The organism is Spirosoma rhododendri, assembly GCF_012849055.1.
Classification (GTDB): domain Bacteria; phylum Bacteroidota; class Bacteroidia; order Cytophagales; family Spirosomataceae; genus Spirosoma; species Spirosoma rhododendri.
In genome coordinates, this window is record NZ_CP051677.1 from 4,228,917 (window position 1) to 4,251,714 (window position 22,798).

Annotated in this window: 17 protein-coding genes; 5 read left to right on the top strand and 12 right to left on the bottom strand. The window is 52.7% G+C overall.

Features of this window, described 5'->3' with window-relative positions:
* The first annotated feature begins 74 nt into the window (after positions 1 to 74).
* Both gyrA and HH216_RS17595 read left to right on the top strand, forming a co-directional pair.
* A complete protein-coding gene (gene gyrA, locus HH216_RS17590) occupies positions 75 to 2,621 on the top strand; it encodes a DNA gyrase subunit A (protein WP_169551982.1) in 2,547 nt (848 codons plus the stop codon).
* 147 nt (positions 2,622 to 2,768) lie between these two features.
* A complete protein-coding gene (locus HH216_RS17595) occupies positions 2,769 to 4,226 on the top strand; it encodes a tetratricopeptide repeat protein (RefSeq protein WP_169551983.1) in 1,458 nt (485 codons plus the stop codon).
* Between the two features lie 754 nt (positions 4,227 to 4,980).
* On the opposite strand, the gene HH216_RS17600 is transcribed toward HH216_RS17595, so the two are convergent.
* Both HH216_RS17600 and HH216_RS17605 read right to left on the bottom strand, forming a co-directional pair.
* The gene (locus HH216_RS17600) at positions 4,981 to 5,460 is read right to left on the bottom strand and encodes a helix-turn-helix transcriptional regulator (protein WP_169551984.1); all 480 of its coding nucleotides are present in this window, start codon (positions 5,458 to 5,460) and stop codon (positions 4,981 to 4,983) included.
* Between the two features lie 175 nt (positions 5,461 to 5,635).
* A complete protein-coding gene (locus tag HH216_RS17605; protein ID WP_169551985.1) occupies positions 5,636 to 6,451 on the bottom strand; it encodes a 2,3,4,5-tetrahydropyridine-2,6-dicarboxylate N-succinyltransferase in 816 nt (271 codons plus the stop codon).
* 1,098 nt (positions 6,452 to 7,549) lie between these two features.
* Between HH216_RS17605 and gap the strand changes: the two genes are divergently transcribed.
* Positions 7,550 to 8,545, top strand: coding sequence for a type I glyceraldehyde-3-phosphate dehydrogenase (gene gap / locus HH216_RS17610; protein WP_169551986.1), 996 nt, complete (start codon positions 7,550 to 7,552; stop codon positions 8,543 to 8,545).
* An 89-nt stretch (positions 8,546 to 8,634) separates the two neighbouring features.
* Here the strand turns inward: gap and trmB are convergent, their stop codons facing one another.
* From trmB to HH216_RS17625, 3 genes are read right to left on the bottom strand one after another with little or no spacing between them, the layout of a single operon-like run.
* Complete coding sequence (trmB, locus tag HH216_RS17615) at positions 8,635 to 9,300, bottom strand: tRNA (guanosine(46)-N7)-methyltransferase TrmB (protein WP_169551987.1); 666 nt, start codon at positions 9,298 to 9,300, stop codon at positions 8,635 to 8,637.
* A gap of 5 nt (positions 9,301 to 9,305) precedes the next feature.
* Entirely contained in the window at positions 9,306 to 10,592 is a 1,287-nt protein-coding gene (locus HH216_RS17620) for a bifunctional folylpolyglutamate synthase/dihydrofolate synthase (protein WP_169551988.1), read from the bottom strand.
* Entirely contained in the window at positions 10,593 to 11,534 is a 942-nt protein-coding gene (locus HH216_RS17625; protein ID WP_169551989.1) for an energy transducer TonB, read from the bottom strand.
* A gap of 153 nt (positions 11,535 to 11,687) precedes the next feature.
* Between HH216_RS17625 and menD the strand changes: the two genes are divergently transcribed.
* Complete coding sequence (gene menD / locus HH216_RS17630) at positions 11,688 to 13,430, top strand: 2-succinyl-5-enolpyruvyl-6-hydroxy-3-cyclohexene-1-carboxylic-acid synthase (protein ID WP_169551990.1); 1,743 nt, start codon at positions 11,688 to 11,690, stop codon at positions 13,428 to 13,430.
* A gap of 228 nt (positions 13,431 to 13,658) precedes the next feature.
* On the opposite strand, the gene HH216_RS17635 is transcribed toward menD, so the two are convergent.
* The gene (locus HH216_RS17635) at positions 13,659 to 14,651 is read right to left on the bottom strand and encodes a tetratricopeptide repeat protein (protein WP_254448844.1); all 993 of its coding nucleotides are present in this window, start codon (positions 14,649 to 14,651) and stop codon (positions 13,659 to 13,661) included.
* An 85-nt stretch (positions 14,652 to 14,736) separates the two neighbouring features.
* Here HH216_RS17635 and HH216_RS17640 point away from each other — a divergent pair, with 85 nt between their 5' ends.
* Positions 14,737 to 14,985 (top strand): hypothetical protein, encoded by a 249-nt coding sequence (locus tag HH216_RS17640; RefSeq protein WP_169551992.1) that lies wholly within the window; start codon positions 14,737 to 14,739, stop codon positions 14,983 to 14,985.
* Between the two features lie 3 nt (positions 14,986 to 14,988).
* Here HH216_RS17640 and HH216_RS17645 read toward each other — a convergent pair whose 3' ends face one another.
* The 6 genes from HH216_RS17645 to dnaK all read right to left on the bottom strand — a co-directional run bounded on the left by HH216_RS17645 (position 14,989) and on the right by dnaK (position 22,586).
* Positions 14,989 to 16,197, bottom strand: coding sequence for an ATP-grasp domain-containing protein (locus HH216_RS17645; protein ID WP_169551993.1), 1,209 nt, complete (start codon positions 16,195 to 16,197; stop codon positions 14,989 to 14,991).
* A gap of 88 nt (positions 16,198 to 16,285) precedes the next feature.
* Entirely contained in the window at positions 16,286 to 17,797 is a 1,512-nt protein-coding gene (locus HH216_RS17650) for a leucyl aminopeptidase family protein (RefSeq protein ID WP_169551994.1), read from the bottom strand.
* Positions 17,798 to 17,850: 53 nt separating this feature from the next.
* Entirely contained in the window at positions 17,851 to 18,912 is a 1,062-nt protein-coding gene (locus HH216_RS17655) for an alpha/beta hydrolase (RefSeq protein ID WP_169551995.1), read from the bottom strand.
* A 37-nt stretch (positions 18,913 to 18,949) separates the two neighbouring features.
* Positions 18,950 to 19,372 carry a response regulator gene (locus HH216_RS17660; RefSeq protein ID WP_169551996.1) on the bottom strand — a complete coding sequence of 141 codons (423 nt, stop codon included), beginning with the start codon at positions 19,370 to 19,372 and terminating at the stop codon, positions 18,950 to 18,952.
* A 209-nt stretch (positions 19,373 to 19,581) separates the two neighbouring features.
* Complete coding sequence (locus tag HH216_RS17665) at positions 19,582 to 20,481, bottom strand: hypothetical protein (RefSeq protein ID WP_169551997.1); 900 nt, start codon at positions 20,479 to 20,481, stop codon at positions 19,582 to 19,584.
* A gap of 179 nt (positions 20,482 to 20,660) precedes the next feature.
* A complete protein-coding gene (gene dnaK / locus HH216_RS17670) occupies positions 20,661 to 22,586 on the bottom strand; it encodes a molecular chaperone DnaK (protein ID WP_169551998.1) in 1,926 nt (641 codons plus the stop codon).
* Positions 22,587 to 22,798: the final 212 nt, after the last annotated feature.

The following is a 22,798-nucleotide window of genomic DNA, read 5'->3' on the forward strand; positions in this document are numbered from 1 at the left end:
ATATTTGTCTATACAGCGGTGTACGCTTTTTGTGTGCATCGGAATAGTAATTTTCTGCGAAACTCCACTTACTCATGGCGGAAGAAAATCCCGACCTCGAAGCGCCCAGTAACATTATCCCCATCAACATTGAAGACGAAATGCGCGGAGCCTACATCGACTATTCGATGTCGGTTATCATTTCCCGTGCATTACCCGATGTGCGCGACGGGCTGAAGCCCGTGCACCGGCGCGTGTTGTTTGGGATGGCCGAACTGGGAGTCAATTACAACAAGCCACATAAGAAGTCGGCCCGTATTGTTGGGGAAGTACTGGGTAAGTACCACCCGCACGGCGACTCGTCAGTATATGATACGATGGTACGCATGGCCCAGGACTGGTCGTTGCGTTACCCACTCGTTGACGGACAGGGAAACTTCGGCTCCATCGACGGCGATTCACCGGCGGCCATGCGCTATACCGAAGCGCGGCTGAAGCGGATCGCCGAGGAAATGCTGACCGATATCTACAAAGAAACGGTCGACTTCCAGCCTAACTTCGACGACTCGCTCGAAGAACCCAGCGTGATGCCGGCTAAACTGCCCAACCTGCTGCTGAACGGCTCGTCGGGTATTGCCGTGGGTATGGCCACCAACATGGCTCCGCACAACCTGACCGAAGTGGTCGACGGTATTATCGCTTACCTCGATAAGCCGGAGATCGACGTAGACGAGTTGATGCAGTACGTCAAAGCGCCCGACTTCCCGACGGGGGCTACGATCTACGGGATGGAAGGCGTTAAGTCGGCGTTTAAAACCGGTCGTGGTCGGGTGGTGCTGCGCGCCAACGCAACTATCGAGGAAAACAAAGGCAAGACGCAGATTATCGTGACCGATGTACCGTACATGGTCAACAAATCGGTCATGCTCGAAAAGACGGCTGAACTCATCAACGAAAAGCGGATCGAAGGTATCACGGCCTTCCGCGATGAGTCGGACCGCGACGGCCTGCGGGTGGTTTACGACCTGCGGAAAGATGCTATTCCCAACGTAGTACTGAACAACCTGTACAAGCATACCGCTTTGCAGTCGTCGTTCAGCATTAACAACGTGGCCCTGGTGAAGGGGCGGCCTATGCTGCTCAACCTGCGGGACATGATGAAATACTACGTCGAGCACCGGTTCGAAGTAGTAACCCGCCGGACGCAGTACGAACTGCGGGAAGCTGAAAAACGCGCGCATATCCTGGAAGGACTGCTGATTGCCCTCGATAATATCGATGCGGTAATCAACCTGATCCGTTCGTCGCGCGATCCGGAAATTGCCCGCTCGGGACTGATGACGCAGTTTGCGCTGAGCGAATTGCAGGCCCGGGCCATTCTCGACATGCGTCTGCAACGCCTGACCGGTCTGGAGCGTGACAAGCTACAGGCTGAGTACGACGAGCTGATGCGGGAGATCAATGACCTGCGGGAAATTCTGGCGAATGAAGATCGGAAGCGGCAGGTAATCCGCGACGAACTGATCGACATCCGCAGCCGCTACGGCGATGCGCGCCGGACCCAGATCAACGCGCTCGGCGATGGCAACATCAGTGATCTGTCGCTGATTGCCGATGAGGACATGATTATCACCATCTCGCACGAGGGGTATATCAAGCGGACGCCAACGACCGAGTACCGGGCGCAGAGCCGGGGTGGGGTAGGTGCGAAGGCTGTAGCGACCAAGGAAGAAGATTTCACCGAACACCTGTTTACGGCAACGATGCATAACACCCTGCTGGCGTTCACGCAGAAGGGGCGGATGTACTGGTTGCCGGTGTACGAATTGCCCGAAGGGTCGCGCACGTCTAAGGGGCGGCCGCTGGCCAACTTCATCAATATCGAAGCCGACGACAAAGTGCGGGCGGTCATCAACGTCTCCGACCTGAAAAACGACGACTACATCAACAATAATTACATTGTGATGTGTACGCGGCAGGGGACGATTAAGAAAACGATGCTCGAAGCGTATTCGCGGCCCCGCCAGAACGGTATTATCGCGATTACGATCGATGAGGACGATCAGCTCATCGGCGTGTGTATGACCAATGGGAATAACGACATCGTAATTGCGTCGAGCGCGGGTAAAGCGGTTCGTTTTCACGAAAGCCGGGTGCGCCCGATGGGTCGTACGGCCGCTGGTGTGCGGGGCATTTCGCTCGACGAAGAGGATAAAGCCGACCATGTTATCGGTATGGTCTGTATCGACTCGCCGGATGCGCAGTTGCTGGTTGTATCGGAAAAAGGCTACGGCAAACGGTCTGATATCGAAGGCTACCGCGTCACGAACCGGGGTGCCAAAGGAGTCGGTACGCTGAAAGTAACCGAAAAAGTCGGCCGACTGGTTGCCGTACTGGATGTTGATGATACCGACGACCTGATGATTATCAACCGGTCAGGTATCGCGATCCGGACTCCGATTGCTGACATCAGCGTGATTGGGCGGAACACGCAGGGTGTGCGTCTGATTACACTACGCGGTGACGACGAAATCTCGTCCGTGACAAAGATCAAGCGTGAAGATGACGAGGAAATTGAAACGGTGCCGGGTACCGAAAACGGTCCTGTTGTCGATTCGTCCGAGACAGAACTGGTTGATTAGCCAGTAGATACGGCGTTTGTTGAGCCGCCTGTACCGACAGCGATGATCGGGCGGGCGGCTCAAACATTTTTCAGCGTCTCGCGCTTATACAGATAGATTCCGTAATTTCGTTTGTTAAAAAAGGATAAAACACAACCCCAATTTCACATGAAATCAATTGCAGTTGCAGTAGTCGCCTGTTGTCTGTCGGTAGGGGCATACGCTCAGAACCAGCAGGGCGGGGCCGCTTCTACGCTGGATCAGGCGCAGATGGACGCCGTTAAGAAGGAGAAAGAGAAGAGCGATAAAGACATTGCCGATGCCAAGGCGGGGGCGAAAGCCAGTACCTGGATGGACCGGGCCAAAACCTATCAGTCGATCGCCAATCAGTACATCCGGATGGATTCAGCGGCTGCCACCACGGCCTATGATGCATTCAAAAAGGTAATCGAACTCGATAAAGACAAGAAAGGCGGCCCGGGCCGGTTGGCAAAGGAAGCTGAGGAAGCTCTTAAGTCACAGCAGTTGTACGCGGCTTTCATGCAGCAGGGTGTAGCTAAGTTCCAGGGCAAGAACTACGCTGATGCGGTGAAGTCGCTGAAAGTAGCGTCGGAAATTAACACGAAAGATACGACAGCTCCACTTTATGGAGCTATCGGTGCGCAGCAGGTTCGTGACAACGAGACGGCGAAAGAACTGCTGGAGAAGTACATGGCCAACGGTGGTAAAGACGCCGTCGTGTACGGATCGCTGGTTCAGTTGTACCGCAACGACAAGCAGATCGACAAGGCCTTGGCTGCGCTCGAAAAGGGTATGGCTATCGACCCGACCAATAAGGATCTGGTTAACGAGCGCATCAACATCATGCTGACCTCGAACCGGATGGATGAGGCTGTTGCTGATCTGAAAAAGCAGGTTGATAAAGATCCTAAGAACGCGCAGACGCTCGTGTTGCTTGGTCAGATCTACGACAACAGTGCCGCTAAGCTCGACGAAGAAATCCGTAAGATGGAAGGTGAGAGCAAGAAAAGCGGTAACCCAGCTAAAAAACTGGCAGATGCTAAAGGACTGCTGGATACGTATAATAGTGAGGTGACACGTCTGAGCGCTGCCATGAAGAAGCAGCCTAAAAATGCAGATCTGAAGCGTCAGCTGACGGATGTTCAGAAGCGCGCTGCCGATCAGAAAACAACGATTGCTCAGTTGGAGGCTTCGGCTAAAGAAGCAGCTGCCAATTCGGGTGCTGCCGCTGGTAACGAGCAGAAGTTAGCTGATTCGAAAAAGAAATTCGACAGCGATCGGATGATGGCGATCGATTACTACAAGAAAGCTGTTGCTGTTGATCCTAACAACTACGACGCTAACTTCGGAATGGGTGTAACGTACTTCAACGAAGCCGTCCGTATGAAAGGTGCCGTTGACGCCATGGACATGGCTGAGTACAATAAGCGTGGTAAAGAAGTAGATGGTCAGGTTTGCGGCAAGTTCAAGCAGGCACTGCCATACTTCCAGAAAGCGAAAACTGCGAAAGATGATCAGGAGGTAACCCAGAATCTGGAGAACCTGCAAAACATTCTGAAGCAGTACGAAGAGCGTAAAGTCGTTTGTGTAGAACCTACTAACTAGGAACGACACATAATCAGGACAAGTAGGGCTGTCAATTGACAGCCCTACTTATTTATAAAGTCTACTTAACATAATATAAATTATAAAACAACTCGTATGCTACTGAATCTATGCATACTGTAAGTAAAACATCGATGGAGTAACCTCAGCTAGACTCTTTACTGTGTGTTCAGTGAGGGATATAAGAATAGGTATGTTGGCCTGTCGCTTTGCATAATGGATAGGTTCCAGCAAGCCTGTGCGCTAAGTTCTACTTTTCTGGTCGGATAAAAAGCCCGGCCCGGCTATATCACGATTGAGGAGTTATATGAACGGCGTTTCCGTAACAAGCAGCTTGGTGGTAGTCGACTATGGTGGTTTATATATGGATCAATTTGTGAGTCGACCAAGCCCGGATGAGTTTGTGCAGTTTGCCAGAACCGAGTACCAGGGTTTAATTCCGGATTGATTCGTAGGATTGCCTTTTACACTGATGAGTGGCTGGCTGATTAGAGAAGTAGCCTACGCGTTTAACGATCGCTTATCGAGATTCGTCCGGGCTACAGTTATGGGTAGTTGTGTGTCGATTTTAACGGCGATTTGTGAAAATATCCACGTGGAACACTAAAGCATTGCTTTACAGCGAGTTATGTGTGTGTCGATCAAAAAAGGGCTCCTACGCACGTAGGAGCCCTTTTTTGATTACCTGTGTACAGGTTGATGAAGTGGTACTTTAATCGATTTATTGATTGGAAAGCTTATCTTTAACCGCCTTTTACACCGATGGCAGAAACTCACGAAATGACCCGTCGGTGTAGAAAAGTAAAATACGTTCGACTCGTTTTTCTGCGCCGGAATCTTCCATTGGAAAATCTTCTTCGGCGGGCATTTCGGGCTGTGGCGGTGCTAATTCACGAGGTCTGCTCCGCGGGATCGACGACTGAACAGGCTGATTCGGCGCATTGGAGTACCCCATATTGTAGCGCTCCGCTGCTGGTTGAGTACTCCCCTGTCTATATGCGCCCTGTGAAGTCGGTGCCGGTGACGAGTTCTGTTGCTCATCTTCCATGATCCAGTCGTAGCCTAGGTCAGGAAAACGGCGTATTATTTTTTGAATAATGTCGAAACTAGGTCTGTTCCTACCTGATAGGATGTGTGAGATGCTGGATCGTTGTACACCAATTTCGTCGGCGAAATAAGATGGTGAGAAGTTACGATCAATCAGTATCTGTTTAATCTTGTCATTTATATTCATAACTATGAATTAGTGTAAATGTGAACTAGTAGCACAAATATATAAATTTAAATACTATACTTATGTAAATAGCTGATAGTTATAAATGTATATCGAAGTACAAAATACAATTTAATATGTTGAATGTGTTTTGTACTTCGATGAGTGTAAATTGTACTGGTTGATTATTTACAATCTACACAGATACATTGTTTTCGCGGAGAGCTTCATTCAGCGACGTTTTTAGATCGGTCGATTCTTTACGTTGCCCGATAATAATCGCACAGGGTACATGAAATTCACCCGCCGGAAACTGTTTAGCATAGCTGCCGGGGATGACAACGGAGTTAGCAGGAACGTAGCCCTTGTATTCTTTAGGCTCGCTACCTGTAACGTCGATAATCTTGGAAGAACCAGTAATTGTTACGCCAGCGCCCAGAACTGCCCGTTTGCCAATGCGCGCCCCTTCTACTACGATACAGCGTGATCCGATGAAAGCGCCGTCTTCAATAATTACCGGAGATGCTTGTGGTGGTTCAAGCACACCACCGATACCAACTCCCCCACTCAGGTGAACGTCTTTACCAATTTGTGCGCAGCTACCAACTGTAGCCCATGTGTCGACCATAGTACGCTCGTCTACATAGGCACCAATGTTTACGTATGAAGGCATCAGAATTACACCGGGAGCCTGGAAGGATCCGTAGCGGGCAACTGCTGGTGGAACCACGCGAACCTTAGTTTCGACAAAGTTTGTCTTCAGCGGAATTTTATCGTGAAAGGAGAAAATTCCCACTTCTTCAGGCTTCATCTGTTGGGAAACAAAGTAGAGGAGAATTGCTTTTTTCACCCACTCATTTACCACCCAATCTCCGCTTTCGTCAGTGGCGGGGGTGGCCACTCGCAGCTCTCCCCTATCTAATTGATGAATTACATCGTGAATAAGCTGTAATGATTCGGGTTGTTGTAATAGTGTTCGGTCGGACCAAATTTGTTCAATCTGTGCGGTCATACAAATAAAGTAATGAAATAAGGTAAAGATAACAAATGTCTCAAAATCAGCAACTTATATAAATAGTCAGAATAATATTCTGTTTGTCTATAGTCGGCTGCGTTTCGATTAGAAGCTCAAATCAAAGATAATAGGCCGTGCCGTATAGTTTAAATATATGCGATAATAAATGTTTTTGCTTTGTAGAGTTATTCTACTGAGCGATTAGAGTCTTTATGGATATTCTCTCTAATTAGTGGAAGCTGTTGGTTCTATTTATGGTATGTTTATCTCATGTGCTGTAGGGTACAGAATCAACTGTTCGTAAATAATGTTCTGTATCACTTTGCCCCAAAGTTTAATCAGGTCTGTCTTATCTGATGGTACGCCACCTATGATTTTCATTGCTTAGTATGTAGTTCCAGGCAGGATATGTTAGAGAAATTAATCAACGTTGAGTGAGATAGTAATGTCTGGCTGAGCGTCAGCAGAAGAACTAAGTTTGGCTAGTAGCGTCATTGACTTTTATTTGTAGAACAGCATTTTTTGTGACTATTCGATACCCAGCTTTATCTATAGAGAGTTTCTGATCGGCAGTATCGTAGAGGTATTAATTATTACTTGAACAAGCCTACTTAGTAAGTTAGGCATGTCAGATATAAGAGTTTTACGGTCTGTTGTTATCGTACTAACTGTTCTTTTTCTGGCTTGATATCCCCTATTGACCCTATTGGTTAGTTGAGATGATTCGTGCTGGTCTAAATACTAATATGCATGTACTTACTATGCTTACTTAGATGATCAAATATTATATGCCACTATTTAGCAATATAAAAGAATGGTTTTTAGTAAAGAGCATATTCTCCACTTTAATTAGCAATCATAGTAGCAAAATACTATAATATGTAACAAATAACGCGGTAATTGCTAAGAAATAGTAGCAATTATGCTATAAAATACTAATTTTTTGCCGACAATACTACGATTACTAAATATGGAACTAATTCTGCCTCGTCTATTTTACTAAAGTATGACGTTATGACTAGCCTATCTCGTACTGTTAGTCGTACCGATTAATGTTCTGTATATTTGCCTCCAAATCAAAACTATTAGCAGTTCATGGAAAAAATACGCGTAGCCATCAATGGCTTCGGTCGGATTGGACGTCTCTCTTTCCGTACATTACTCAATAAGGAAAACGTTGAGGTAGTAGCAATAAACGACCTAACGGACAATGCAACGCTTGCTCACCTGCTCAAGTACGATTCTGTACATGGTCGGTTTTCGGGTACGGTTGAATCAGATGGCGATAGCCTCACAGTAAACGGTCAGCGCATCAACGCTTATGCTGAACGGGATCCTAAGAATCTTCCCTGGAAAGATCTCAATATCGATGTAGTACTTGAGTCGACCGGTCGCTTCGTCGATGAAGCCGGTGCTGGTATGCACTTGCAGGCTGGTGCTAAAAAGGTTGTTATCTCGGCTCCCGCCAAAGGCAATATTCCTACAGTAGTACTAGGCGTAAACGACGACACGCTGACGGGCAACGAAACGATTGTTTCGAACGCTTCGTGCACGACAAACTGCCTGGCCCCAATGGCTAAAGTACTGGACGACGTATTCGGTATCGAGAGTGGCTATATGACCACGATCCACGCCTACACCGCTGACCAGAATTTGCAGGATGCTCCTCACTCAGACATGCGCCGGGCGCGGGCTGCTGCCCTGTCGATCGTGCCAACGTCAACTGGTGCGGCTAAAGCTGTAGGTCTTGTGTTGCCTCAATTGAAAGGCAAACTGGATGGTAACGCCATGCGCGTTCCTACACCAGACGGTTCCCTGACTGACCTGACCGTAGTACTGAAGCGGGCAGCTACTGTCGAGGAAATAAACAACGCCATCAAGCAGGCGGCTGATACGACGCTCAAGGGATATCTGGAATACACGACCGATGAAATCGTATCTATTGATATCATCGGCAATCCTCACTCGTGCATTTTTGATTCGAAGCTGACGGCGGCCAACGGTACCCTTGCAAAAGTGGTTGGCTGGTACGACAATGAGTTTGGCTACTCGAGCCGGGTTGCTGACTTAATTGTTAAACTGTTTAACTAAGTTAATTTACATCTATTCACATAAGTATTCGACGTTGTAGAGTAGATGTAAATTTAATGTTGTTACAGAAATAAACTGCGGGCGCAATCTTAACAGGTTGTGCCCGTTTTACATTGTAAATAGTTGATTGTAAATCCTTTATCAAAGAACATTTGTTCGTACTTTGTCTTTATCCCTAAGTGTATATTGTTAAGTGGTGATTTGTATAAGTCATTTGTGTATTTTACATCTGTGAACTTGTTTTCCTGCACTGTTTCCAGACTGTACGAGAATAAAAGCGGACTGTCTGTCTTTAAGTGAAGCAGTCCGCCGGGTTTTAACAGCCGCTTATACACTTCCAGAAAACGGGGATGAGTAAGCCGGTGCTTCTCCTGCCGGGGGCGCGGCTGCGGATCAGGAAACGTAATCCATATTTCATCGATCTCCCCTGGCTCAAAGAATTCCTCAATGAAATTGATGTCGGTGCGCAGAAACGCAGCGTTGGTTAATCCAAGCGAAAGTGCAGTCTGTGAGCCTCGGGCGATCCGATCGCCCTTAATGTCGACACCGATAAAATTGATTTCAGGATAAGCCTGACTCAACCCAACCGTGTACTCACCCTTACCGCAGGCAAGTTCCAGCACGACCGGGTTATCATTACCAAACTGGTCAGAACGCCAGTTTCCTTTGATGGTTTTGTACTCGGGCTTACCAACTTCAATCACATTGGAACTTGCCTGATTTTGTAAAAAGCGGTGTTGTTTACGACGCGTCACGGATACTATAAATCGATTAATTCAGCAATGGTGTAATTACTCCCCGTAACCAAAATCAGGTCATCTGACTGGGCCGCTGCCAACGCAGCAGCGAGCGCCAGATTGACATCTAAATAGGCGGTACCAGACAGGCCAGCTTCGGCGGCTTCCTGCTCAAGCTGGTGCGCTGGTAAGGCTCGGGGGGTTTGTGCCTGACAGAAATAATAGCAGGCATCAGAGGGAAATTGGGCGAGCACTGCCGACCGGTCTTTGTCGGCGACAAGACCGACGACCAGGTGCAGCGTCCTGTATGGCAGCGAATAAATCGTGTCGAACAGAGCCGCCAGTCCGGGTTGATTGTGGGCCGTGTCGACGATAACCCGGGGCATATCACGCAGTTGTTGAAACCGTCCTTTCAGTCCTGTCAGCCCGACTACGTTAGCCAGTCCTGAGGCAATCTGTTGGGGGGTTACGGGCCACTCGCCAGCCACCTCGGCAACTGTCGATAACACACCGGCAACGTTCTTTACCTGGTACCCACCGACCAGATCGAGCAACAGGGCGTAGTCGTGTCCAGTCGTGTCCGTTACCCGGAGTTGCCGTTTGCCGTTTAGCAAACCAGCGTCAACTACCTGCCATTGCTGATCGGCAAAGGTGATACCGGCCCCCTTGTCTTTAGCAATTTGCCGGAAGACCGACTCCGTTTCGGCTTGGGTTTCGCTAACGACTGCCGGAATGCCCGATTTGATGATCCCACCCTTCTCGCCGGCAATTTCGGCCAGTGTCGTGCCTAAAATATCGGTATGGTCGTAGCCGATGTTCGTTATCAGCGAAACGGCGGGGGTGATCACGTTCGTCGAGTCCAGCCGGCCACCTAGCCCTACTTCGATTATGGCCAGATCAACCTGCTGCCGGGCAAAATAATCGAACGCCATCGCGACCGTCACTTCGAAAAACGATGGCTCAACGGCTTCAATCAGCGTCTGGTGGTCAACCACAAACTGCGCGACGCTTTCCTCAGCAATGGGTACTCCACTGATCCGGATTCGTTCGGTGAATGATTTCAGATGGGGAGACGTGTACAAACCAACCCGGTACCCCGCTGACTGATAAATGGCGGCCAGCATGTGCGAACTGCTGCCTTTTCCATTGGTACCAGCCACGTGAATACTACGGAACTGCTGCTGCGGGTTTCCCAGAGCCTCACACAGCCGCAGGGTATTACCCAGGCCGGGTTTGATGGCTTTAGCCCCAATTCGATGAAAAACAGGGAGCCGACTGTACAGATAGTCGATGGCTTCCGAATACTGCATTTACTTGGCGGTAATAATAAAGGTAATGGTACCGGTGGCGGTGGGCGGTGTCGCACCCCCTTTGGGCCGTAACCGCAACCGCTGCACGGCTTTCCGGTATACATCCGCTACGGCCGGACTAACAGTCGACTGCTGCTGCTGCACCCGGGTGATAGTTCCGTCGCCGTCGACCGTAATCTTAAAGACAATCTTGCCCGTTTCGTCGGAGTCGTCGGATACGCTGGGGCGACCGGCCAGCGACCAGCCCGACACATCAAAAGCAACCCCTGACTTGGACCCGCCCGGTGTGCCGTACAAACTCTTGGCGTCGATACTACCGTTGGGGTTTCCTTTGTCGCCAACGCCACTGGCATCGTCGCCATTGCTGTTACCACCCACGCCGTTTGCTTTGCCGATGGTGCCGTTGGAACCACCACCACCCAACGATTTCCGGAACAGGGCGTCGTTATTGACCGTCTCTACTTTTTTCGGCGGAGCGGGTGGTGCCGGCCGCTCGACGGGGGCCGTGGGTTTAGCCGCTTCCACCCGGCGCGGTTCCGGGCGTTCGGGCGTCGTGACGGGGCTTTCTACCTTACTGGTGATAACGGGCTTTTCAGTGGGTGTCCGGTCCGGCTTGGCGTCCTCTACTTTCGGTTGGGGCGTCACCGTTGTTTTTTCAACACGCGGCCGCGCCGTTTCCTTAGGATTCGGCCGGTCATTCGAGGGTTTGACATCAACCGGGTTGGGTGAATCAGAAGGTTTGTTGTATGTCTGAATGTTTCCACTCCCCCGGTCAGTGGTGCCAAAATTGACTTCGATAAATTCGATTGGGGGCGGGTCAGGGACAGTCTGCGTCAGGTTAACCAGCAGCAGCACAGCCACCAGCAGGGCGTTGATGATAAACGCACCCGCCAGCGATTTAAAACGAATCTCACGTTCATTGTCAAAGGTGATCCGGTTCATGCGGTAGCGACGAAAGGGTTTTTAATGGCTTGTTCTATAACGTTGTCTCGTGCCGGCTTCGTTTGTGCGAAACCCGCCAGGTAAACAAAGTAACACAAAAGCCGGGAATCCATTCACCCGGTTGGTTATGTTTGCAGTCTGAGCCTCGTTTTCATGCCTATTCTTCAGCCCATAATTGACCTCGCCGAGCTACTGGTCCGGCGCGGTATTACCGATGTTGTTGTGTCGCCTGGTTCGCGGTCGGCTCCCCTGACGTTAGCCGTGGCCCGAAACCCTGGATTGCGGGTTCGGGTGATGGCCGACGAGCGGGCAGCGGGTTTTGTGGCTCTGGGTATGGCGCAGCTGAGTCGCCGGCCGGTCGCGCTGATCTGCACATCGGGCAGCGCGGTGTATAACCTCGCCCCAGCCGTGGCCGAAGCGTATTTTCAACAGGTGCCGCTGCTATTGCTCACCGCCGATCGCCCCCACGAGTGGCTTTACCAGCAGGACGGGCAAACAATCGATCAGGCGGGGATTTACGGGTCGCACGTCAAGCGAAGTTATGACCTCCCTGCTGATTACAGCCAGACCGATACACGCTGGGCCATCAATCGGTCGGTCAACGAAGCCATCACCCTCAGTCAGCTTGATCCACCCGGTCCGGTACACCTGAACGTACCGGTGCGCGAACCGTTTTACCCCACCGCTGACGACGTGTTTCGCCCCGGGCCGGTACGCGTAATTGACACTATGCAACCGCCGTTAAACCTGTCGACGCACCAATGGCGTCAACTCCTCGACGACTGGGAAGCCAGCGAACGGATTCTGATACTGGTTGGCCAGCAGGTGTACAATCCTGAACTGAATACCCTGCTACAAACAATCAGCACTGAGCTAAATATCCCGGTGGTGGGCGAAATAACGGCTAATCTGGCGCAGAATGGCGTATTTATAACCTACACCGATACCGTACTCGCAGGACTGACGGCTGAACAGGCGGCTTCACTCCGCCCCGATCTCCTGATTACACTTGGCAATTCGCTGTTAACCCGTAATCTGAAAACGTTTTTCCGGCAGTACCCCGCCGATCAGCACTGGCACATCCAGCCCAATCCAGATCGGATCAGCGATTCATTCCAGAACCTGACCCGGCTGATCGCAATGGAGCCGGTTGCGTTTCTGCAACAGCTGTTTACTGACATTGACTACCAACAATTCCGGCAGGGCGATACTGACGACACTGAGCAGGATATCGAATTTCTGACCCGCTGGCAAACCGCCGACCGGCAGGCAGCCCGGCGCGTAACGCAGGTTGTAAACCAGCCCGCTGACCCATTAACTGACTGGTCGGCCGTGCAGCGGGTACTGGAACAACTCCCCCCGACCACCCATTTACAATTGGCCAACAGCATGCCGGTGCGCTACGCCAACCTGTGTGGCCTGCGCGCCGATCAGCAGATTTCTGTTTGGGCAAACCGGGGCGTCAGCGGCATCGACGGTTGCCTGAGTACCGCCGTCGGGGCGGCTTTACAAACGGATAAACTCGTTACCCTACTCATCGGCGACGTTGCTTTCTTCTACGACCGGAATGCGTTATGGTCGGCTCCGATACCGGTCAACCTGCGGATCGTGCTGTTAAACAATGATAGTGGGCACATTTTCAGAATTATCGACGGGCCCGGTAATCAGCCCGAGCTGGAGCCTTATTTTGAAACCCCCCACGGGTACACCGCCCGCCGAACAGCCGAAGATGCTGGTCTTGTGTACCATACCTGCACCGATTTACACGCGTTAACAACCCTCCTCCCCGACTTCTTTTCCCCCTCTGCTCAGGCACAATTGCTGGAAATCACGACGGACAAATTTGCCAATCAGGAACAGTTTAACCGCTACAGGCAGCAATTGACCAATTCATAAGTTAAGCGAACAAGCGAACAATCGACCAACTAAAACTACAGGTATAGTTAATAGATCATTTCGTGTGTCGCGGTTTAGCATTGTAAGTAGTGAGATAGAAGTAATTCAACACAGAGGTTCAGAGAACACAGAATTTGAATTGTGTAGTAATTATCGAGTTAACAATAATTTATCGCTGTGTTCTTTGTGCCTCTGTGTTAAATTAGTTCTCCTCTGGTGAGTGTCGGTTTACTTGCCGCACTGTGCCGCCTGCTCGGCTTTAGCCTGCGGGTCGCCAGCCTGCACACCGCGCGCCCAGGCCGCACAGGCCGCTTCGCGCTGCCCATTCGCCAGTTCCGCCACACCTATGTAGTAGTACAGCGCATCGACCGAAGGATCAAGTTGTTCGGCCCGGCGAAACGCGGCCACGGCCCGACGGGGCTCTTTCTGGTTCAGGTAATAAATACCGAGCGTTCGATGGGCCCAGGCATTACCATCAGCCAGCTTGATCGACTGCTCAACCAGCGGCAAAGCCTCTGCCGGGCGGTTGAGCCGCAACAGCAGGTACGCTTTATTATTGAGGTAATACGGCTGGGTCGGCCGCAGACTCAGCGCCCGGTCGACGTACGTCAGCGCTTCGGCGTAGTTACCCGCCTGTGCCAGCAACAGACTCTGATTGTTAAGAGCCGCGTCCTGCTTCGGGTTCAGTTGCAGGGCTTTCTGAATATCCTGCCGGGCAGGTTCGTACGCTTTCTGACTGAAAAACAAGGCCCCCCGATTGGTCAGGGCTTCGACATTGGCCGGGTCGAGCCGAAGCGCCCGGTCGTAGGCGATCTGGGCGCGGGCGGGCTCATCCAGCCTGACGTGCGTATCACCGAGCCGGAGCTGGTAAAATGTTGAGTCGGCATACTGTTTCTCGATACGCTGCAAATCGACCAGGCTCCCGCCCGCGTCGCCCGTTTCGAGCCGGGCTTCGGCACGGTTTAGGTAAGCAGGGCCAAAATCAGGGTCGGTATCGATAGCGCGGGTGTAGTCGGCCAGCGCCCCCTCAGCATCATCGTTGCGAAATTTGGCCAGCCCCCGGTTATTATACGCATCGGCAAAGTCCGGCTTTTTTTCGAGGGCTTCGGTGTAGTAGCGGATCGCTTCGCGGTATTCCCGCTTTTGCAGCTGCAAATTACCTTTCAGGAAAAACTGAGCCGCTTCGTCGGATCGATCCGTACAGGCGGTTAGCAAAGTCATACCCGCCAACAGGCATCCACCTGCTATCTTTACCACTCGCCCGGTCAGCCGACCGGTGCTGCTTATCTCTTGCTTCGTTAGCGACATGCGTTTTGTTCAGGACATCCCCCACCCGCAGTTTCGAATTGGTTTGTACGCCTGGAACGGCAAATATATTCTCAAAATCGACGCGGGTCCGTACGAACAGACCTACAAGGTCAGCGAGATGGACGTTGTTGAGCAGGACGATGTACTGACGCTGCTCGACGATACGTTTCTGACACGCGTCGCCGACCGGTTTCACGAGATGGCGGCCGACTGGCAGGCCACGCAGGAACGGCACGAGCTGGACTGACGCCTAGCTCGTCGGTTTGTTAGGCACGGGTGCCGATGCGTGAAACTCGCTGTAAATCCGCTGCATATACTCATCGAGCAGCTGACGTATCCGGCCGGGGTCGGACGAACGCACGATCAGCCCGACGTGGTACTCGCGGTTCATGCGCCACCAGATTTCGGGATCGGTAAACACCGACAGGTCGGGCCACTGCTGCCGCGCCAGCGACACGATCAGTCCGGCATATTGCGGCAGGTCGACGGGCGGCAGGTAGGTCAGATCACGGGCAACGGCATTTTCGAGCGTAGCCCACTCACGCCAGAGATTCACCCCTGTAGCAGCCTCGACCATTTCGGCGATGTGCGCCCCGCCCACCCGCGACGACGTTTCGAGAAAATACAGTTCACCGTCGTCGCAACGGATGTATTCGGAGTGCGACGCGCTGTGCACCATCCGAAAGGCACTCATCACCGCTTCGTTCATCCGGTATAGGTCGGCCCCTTCGGGCGCGTCGAGTGCCAGGTTGGTCGTGCGGAACACCCCACCACCGTGGGCCACGTCCATCGGCGTCGCCAGGTACTGACTCGCGCGGGAAAATACAATCCGCCCTTCGTACGATAGTGAATCAACGTGGTAAACGATACCGGGCTTAAACGACTCGATCAGGTAATTGGGGCGGTCGTTACCAAGCTGGTGAATTGCCGACCACGCTTCATCCAGCGAATGCACCTTACGAATACCCGTTGCCGACGCTTCCGACCGGGGTTTTATCAGCCACGGCCCCTCCGTTGTGGTCAGGAAATCAGTGATTGCCTGATCGTGAAACAGCGCACTAAATGCCGGAACCCGGATGCCATCGCTCTGCGCCCGCATCCGCATCGCCAGCTTATCCCGGAAAAAGCGGGCCGTTGTCTGGCCCATGCCGGGGATGCGAAACGTTTCCCGAATCAAAGCCGCTTTCTCCACATCGAAATCATCGAGCGCCACCACCCGGTCAATGGACCGCGACCGCATCAGAAAGGCCAGTCCGGCAAGCATTTCCGCGTGATTCTCGGTGGTATTCGCCGACGTCGGCAGGTAGAAAAACTCGTCAATGGCATCGCGGGGCCAGTCTTTATCGGCTATTTTCTGATCGGTCAGCAGGTAAACAGTGTTGCCCAGCTGCTTACAGGTCCGCATAAATTCTTCACCCTTAAAAAACGTAGCAATGCACAAAAACGACAGTGACGACATGGAGTTAGTTGGTTGAGAGAAAGTAAGGTATTTAAAAGAGCGAAAGAATGAAAGAGTGATTTTACGGCACAAATAATCGTTCGCTCTTTCATTCTTTCGCTCTTTCACTCTTTGACAAGAACCTCGTCAGCAACCGGATTCCGTATCCGGTGGCATTTTTCTGGGTACCGAATTCGTTGTCGGCGAAGGCGGTGCCGGCAATATCGAGGTGCGCCCAGGCGGGGTGCTTATCGGTGAAGGCTTCGAGAAATTTGGCGGCCGTGATCGCACCCGCCAGCGGTTTACCACTGAAATTTTTGACGTCGGCGACGTCCGATTTAATATCCTCCCTGTACTCCTCCCAGATGGGCAGGCGCCAGAGTCGTTCGCCGGTCGTGTCGGCAGCGGCTGTCAGTTGCTGAGCCAGCGTGTCGTTGGCCGTAAACAACCCGGCAGCATGGTAACCCAGCGTCGTGATCACGCTACCGGTCAGGGTTGCCAGATCAATCAGCACGTCGGGCTGGTAATTACGGATCATGTAGCCCAGCCCATCGGCCAGAATAACCCGCCCCTCTGCGTCGGTATCGATGATTTCGATGGTCTTGCCCACGTACGATGTAATGACGTCGCCGGGTTTGGTCGAGCGGCCATCGATACTGTTTTCCGTGGCGGGTACGATGCCAACCACCCGAACGGGCAGCTGCAACCGGGCGGCAACGGCCACCGCCCCCAACACAGCCGCAGCCCCGCCCATGTCGCTTTTCATCAGGTGCATGTTGGCCGACGTCTTGATCGAAATACCGCCCGTGTCAAACGTCACCCCCTTGCCCACCAGCCCTACCGTCGGCACAGCGTCGGTGGCGGGGTTTGCCGGTGTATAGTCGGCGATAATCAGCACCGGCGGCACCTCACTCCCCTGGCTGACGCTAAGCAACGCACCCAGGCCCTCAGCTTCCAGGTCGGCTTTGTTGAGCACGCGCACGGCGTACCCGTGCTGACGGCCCGATTCTGTCGTCCAGTCGGCCAGCGTCTGCGGGGTTTTGTAGTTGGCCGGGGCGTTCATCAGGTCGAGCAGGGAGAGCTGCGTATCGGCCAGCACCACCACCCGATCAATGACTTTTTGTGCCCATTCCAACTGCTTCGGGTCGATTAACAGTGTTAACCGACCCGTTTCGGCGTATAAAACAGGTTTATCGGGCCGGTCGGTCTGGTACAGCCGCAGATCGTAGCCACCCAGTAGCGCACCCAGCCCGATGGATTCCAGTGCCGGTTCGGTCAGTACCTCGGCAGGCAGGCTACGCAGGTCGATGGTTACGTCGGCGGGGAGCTTCGTTTTCCAGGCAACGAAAAATTTACGGGTGGCTTTCAACCAGTCCTGCACGGTGGGGGTGTCGCCCAGTCCCAGCAGATAGATCGCCGATCCGTCCGGTTTCAGCACCGGCAAAACATCGTTCAACCCCGCTTTAAATGTTTGCGTCAGCAGCGTAGCGGGTAGTCCCGTGAGCGCAGCCAGTTGATCGGCCTGCCCGGCGGCATCGGTTTCGTCCGCCTGTTTTAGCACCGGCACTACCCGTGTCAGCAAGTCAGTGGGGGACGGGGAATCGCAAAGAAAAAAATTCATAGCTCGTGTATAATTTGTCGTTCGTGGGTTTGGTGGCTGACCACGAATTTAGTTTAGAACAGCCATTGTATGGCGGGAAGGAACGCCCGCCCCCAGGTCGCTTCGTTGTGGCGACCGGTCGGGTCGATAACCAGCTTGTGCTCGATACGGTCGCGGCCCGGCGCGTGGGTGAGTGAGCGAACCAACTGCTCCAGCGCCGATACCATATGCCGACTTTCCTGCTGCCCGCCATACAGATAAACCTGCATCGGCTCCGGTGGGTTTAGGCGTCGGACATCGCGAAAGACGGATTGCGAAATCCAGAGCGATGGCGAAAATACGAGCAGCCGCCCAAACGTGCCGGGGTGGAGCAGCCCACCGTACAAACTAATCAGGCCACCGAGCGAACTGCCGCCCAGCCCGGTATGCGCCGGCTCGGGGCGGGTGCGGAACTGCGCGTCGATGCGGGGCTTGAGCGTGTCGACCAGAAAGTCGAGGTAGCGACGCCCGTTACCCGTTCCGGCCAGCGTCCGGTCGGGCGTGAACTCCCCCACCCGATTGCTGCCGCCATGATCGATAAGCACCAGGATAATTTCGTGCCGACGCTGACTCGCCAGCAGGGCCATTGTTCGGTCGACGCGCCAGCTACCGTACCCTTCGCCTTCCCCCGCCAGGTTCTGCCCGTCGTTGAGGTACAGCACCGGATAGGCCCGGTCGGCTTGGTTGTAGTCGTAGGGAAGCCATACCCGCACCCGACGCCCGGCGTTCAGCTGCGGCACAGGCAGCGGTTCATCCAGGGCCAGAATGGGCCAATAATCGGGGTTTACCGCGTGGCCGTTGTGGCGCCAGTGCGGTACGGTGTCGCGCCGTGTTCCCGCTTTCCGGCGCGTCGTCCGGTTAAGCGGCACCTGCCCCCACGCGTCGAGTTCGACCTCATCCCAGCCGCCACGCGTATACTTGTACTCCAGGGTGTCGGGCAGGTCGTCGGTCAGGGGAAGTTCCAGCGCGTATTGGCCGGGGGCTGTCGGGTGCAGTTGAAACGGAGCCAGGTCGGGGTACCACTCACAGAAATTACCCGACAGAAATACCGGTCGGTCGTCAGTTTCGGGCGTGGTCAGTTCAAAGCGTAGTGACATGGGCAGATGGCAGGCACCGGAGCAATCTCAACGGCCTCTACCCGATATTCTGCGGGTGAAGGCAATGCTCCCAGTAACTAATGATACAGCGGAGTTGCTCTTTGGCTTTCCCGTAGGCGGTTTCTTTCTTGAAGAATCCCTGAATCGTGGCTTTATAAGCGGTTTCGACCAACCCACGGGACGCGTCGGTTGTCAGGTAGATAAACGGAATCGCTTTTTCACGCAGTTCCGGGTTCTCGTCGATTCGCTGCCGCAATTCGATTCCGTTCATAACCGGCATATTGACGTCACACAGAATAATGAACGGCTGCTCCTGCATCGCGAGCAGGTACGCCATAGCCTGCTCACCGTTGGCAAAGAACTGAATTCGGTTTGGCACGCCGAGTTCGGTCAGCATCTGCTGAATCAGGAACTGATCGTCTTCGTCGTCTTCAATAAGCACTATGGAGCCGTGTTGCACTGGACAGGATAAATCGTGAATGTAAACTAGCGTGAGCGGATTACGAGCCGGTTCGTTTCATTCGGCCTGACGCGCATTCGTACCGTAAAAATAGTACAATGGCACACAAAACGAGGGAATTGCCGGGCTTATCGGCTGCCTGATTCCGCTTATTAATCAGAAGCCCCTACCATCTCCGGCAGGGGCTTCTGGCTAGTGTACCGTTGGGTTTACGTAGTCTTGTAAAGGAACCACCCATCACCCATGGCCCGCAATAGAATGATATGGTCTGGGCTCATCATCGGAACATTCTGCTTATCAGGAATGTAAACGTACCCAACCAAATTATCAACCATCCCCCAGATTACTAATTCAACCGCATTTTTAAAGTCCATGTCGCTGGCAGGCACATAGGTGATGAAAAGCGTTTTGTAATCCTTTTTCCAATTCTCCTCAACCGGCTTCTGGTTCTGTATAGCAAGTTTGATATCCGCCGTTTTATTTCGCTCCAGCTCTTCCTTTCCCGCAATAATTATTTTTTTCAATTCGTCAAATTGGTGCCGGTGCTCGTTGAAATACCCGATTAATTCATCATCCGATAAGGCTAGCAAACGAGCGTTACCCAGCTTGTAACTGTACTCTTCACGCGACGAAAAAAGGCCATGCGTCTTTGGATCCGATGCAGCGATAACACTATCGACCTGTCGGCTGCTCAAACGCTCCAGATAGTTTTTCTCGAACAGTCCAAATCCAGCCATCGCCAATGACCGGAACGCGTGCATTTTCCAGACACCCTGTTTTACAAAGAACAGGTAGTAATCAGTACCCGACCCCGACTTGTTGGGAATTGTCAGGTTGACAACCGCATCTCTGCTGGTTTGGCTTAGCAGTTTGAACCTAAACGTCGCACTTTTTCTGCTGTCTTTGCCGTTGGGGTGCCCCTTGTCCTCTTTGTACTCTCCGGTTATGTACTTCCCCAACGCCGGAAATCCCTTCGCATCGAATATCCGCCGGGCTACCTCGACCGGCGTCATAGCTGATTTGGTAACCTGACCGTGTGTTGCAGTCAAGCCCGGAAGAGCCAGCAAACACACGCCGACGACAAACCTGATCACTGATTTTTTATTCATCCTGCGTTGCTCGCTTACATCGTTGACTGGTGGGGTAATGCACAAAATAAGCTGAAAAATAGGTCAGCTCAACGGGCAAGTCACTCATAACAAACAAGCCCCCACCGTTTCCGGCAGGGGCTTGTTTGTTATAATTCAGCATCCGTGCAATCAATACATCACACGAATCATAGTTCAGACTACTTTACTTCTTCGTACGGCACGTCCGATACATTGTCTCCCGAAGGCTGACCCTGGTTCGGGTTTGTATTGCCGCCGTCGAAGCCGGCACCGTCGGCCGGGTTAGCACCCGCACCGTTGGTCGCATTGTACATCTCGGTCGAGGCCGTTGCCCAGGCACCGTTCAGTTTCTCCAGCGCGGCATCGATGCTGGCGGCATCGCGCGACCCGTGGGCAGTGCGCAGTTCAGTCAGTGCCGATTCAATGGCCGACTTGTTACCGTCCGACAGTTTGTCGCCGTACTCTTTCAACTGCTTCTCGGTCTGGAAAATCATCGAGTCGGCCGCGTTGACTTTCTCGATGGCTTCGCGCTCGGCTTTGTCGGCCGCTTCGTTGGCTTTGGCTTCTTCGCGCATCCGGTTGATTTCCGTCTCGGTCAGACCGCTCGACGCTTCAATCCGGATTTTCTGCTCTTTGCCGGTGCCTTTGTCTTTCGCCGTTACGTTCAGGATACCGTTGGCATCAACGTCGAACGTTACTTCGATCTGGGGCACACCACGCGGAGCAGGCGGAATGTCGCTCAGGATAAACCGACCCAGCTGACGGTTCTGAGCCGCCATCGGGCGTTCGCCCTGCAAAATATTGATCTCTACGCTCGGCTGATTGTCCGAAGCCGTCGAGTACGTTTCTACTTTCTTGCTCGGGATGGTCGTGTTGGCATCAACCATCTTGGTGAAGACACCACCCATCGTTTCGATACCCAGCGAGAGCGGGATAACGTCGAGCAGCAGTACGTCTTTTACTTCACCCGTCAGTACACCACCCTGTACGGCCGCACCGATAGCGACGGCTTCGTCGGGGTTAACGGCTTTCGACGGCTTCTTGCCGAACAGCTTCTCTACTTCTTCCTGCACTTTCGGAATCCGGGTCGAACCACCCACCAGCAGCACTTCGTCGATCTGACTTGCCGACAGACCCGAGTTTTTCAGGGCACGGCGGCAGGGCTCCAGGCTCCGCTGAATCAGCGAATCGGCCAGTTGCTCAAATTTCGCGCGGCTCAGCGTCCGGACCAAGTGTTTGGGGATACCATTCACCGGCATGATGTACGGCAGGTTGATCTCCGTCGAGTTAGAACTCGACAGTTCGACCTTTGCTTTTTCAGCGGCTTCCTTCAGACGTTGCAGCGCGAGCGGGTCGTGACGCAGGTCGATGTTTTCGTCTTTCTTGAACTCGTCGGCCAGCCAGTCGATGATAACCTGGTCGAAGTCGTCGCCACCCAGGTGCGTATCACCATCGGTTGCTTTTACTTCAAACACGCCGTCGCCCAGTTCCAGAATCGAAATATCGAACGTACCACCGCCAAGGTCAAAAACAGCGATCTTCTGGTCTTTGTCGGTCTTATCCAGCCCGTACGCCAGCGCAGCGGCCGTCGGCTCGTTAATGATCCGTTTTACGTCGAGACCGGCAATCTGACCTGCTTCTTTAGTGGCCTGACGCTCAGCATCGTTGAAGTACGCGGGCACCGTGATAACGGCTTCCGTTACCGTCTGACCCAGGTAATCTTCGGCCGTCTGCTTCATCTTTTGCAGGATCAGCGCTGAAAGCTCCTGTGGCGTATATTGACGGTCACCAATTTTCACCCGTGGCGTACCGTTGGGGCCGTTTTCTACGTCGTAGGCGACGCTTTTGGTTTCGTTGGCAACCTCGTTGAAGCGCTTACCCATGAAGCGTTTGATCGAGGAAATCGTATTTTTAGGGTTGGTGATAGCCTGACGTTTGGCGGGCGCACCGACTTTACGTTCGCCGTTTCCATTGTCCATAAAGGCAACCACCGAGGGAGTTGTCCGGGCGCCTTCCGAGTTTGGAATCACAACCGGCTCGTTCCCTTCCATTACGGCAACGCACGAGTTTGTGGTGCCTAAGTCAATCCCAATGATCTTTCCCATACTATGGTTTAGTTTCTTTTTTGTGTGTCGAACTACTGACAGATGATAGCTACATATCAATAGAAATGCCAGTTCGAAGGTTTTGCCAATTAGCTGTCAGAATGACAGTTTTCACCGAAGAAGTAGCCAAATTGACCCGCAAAGGCTATTTCATACCGAGCGGCCTGACAGTTTTTACCGAACGACAACAAAAACAGCCGACCCATTACGGA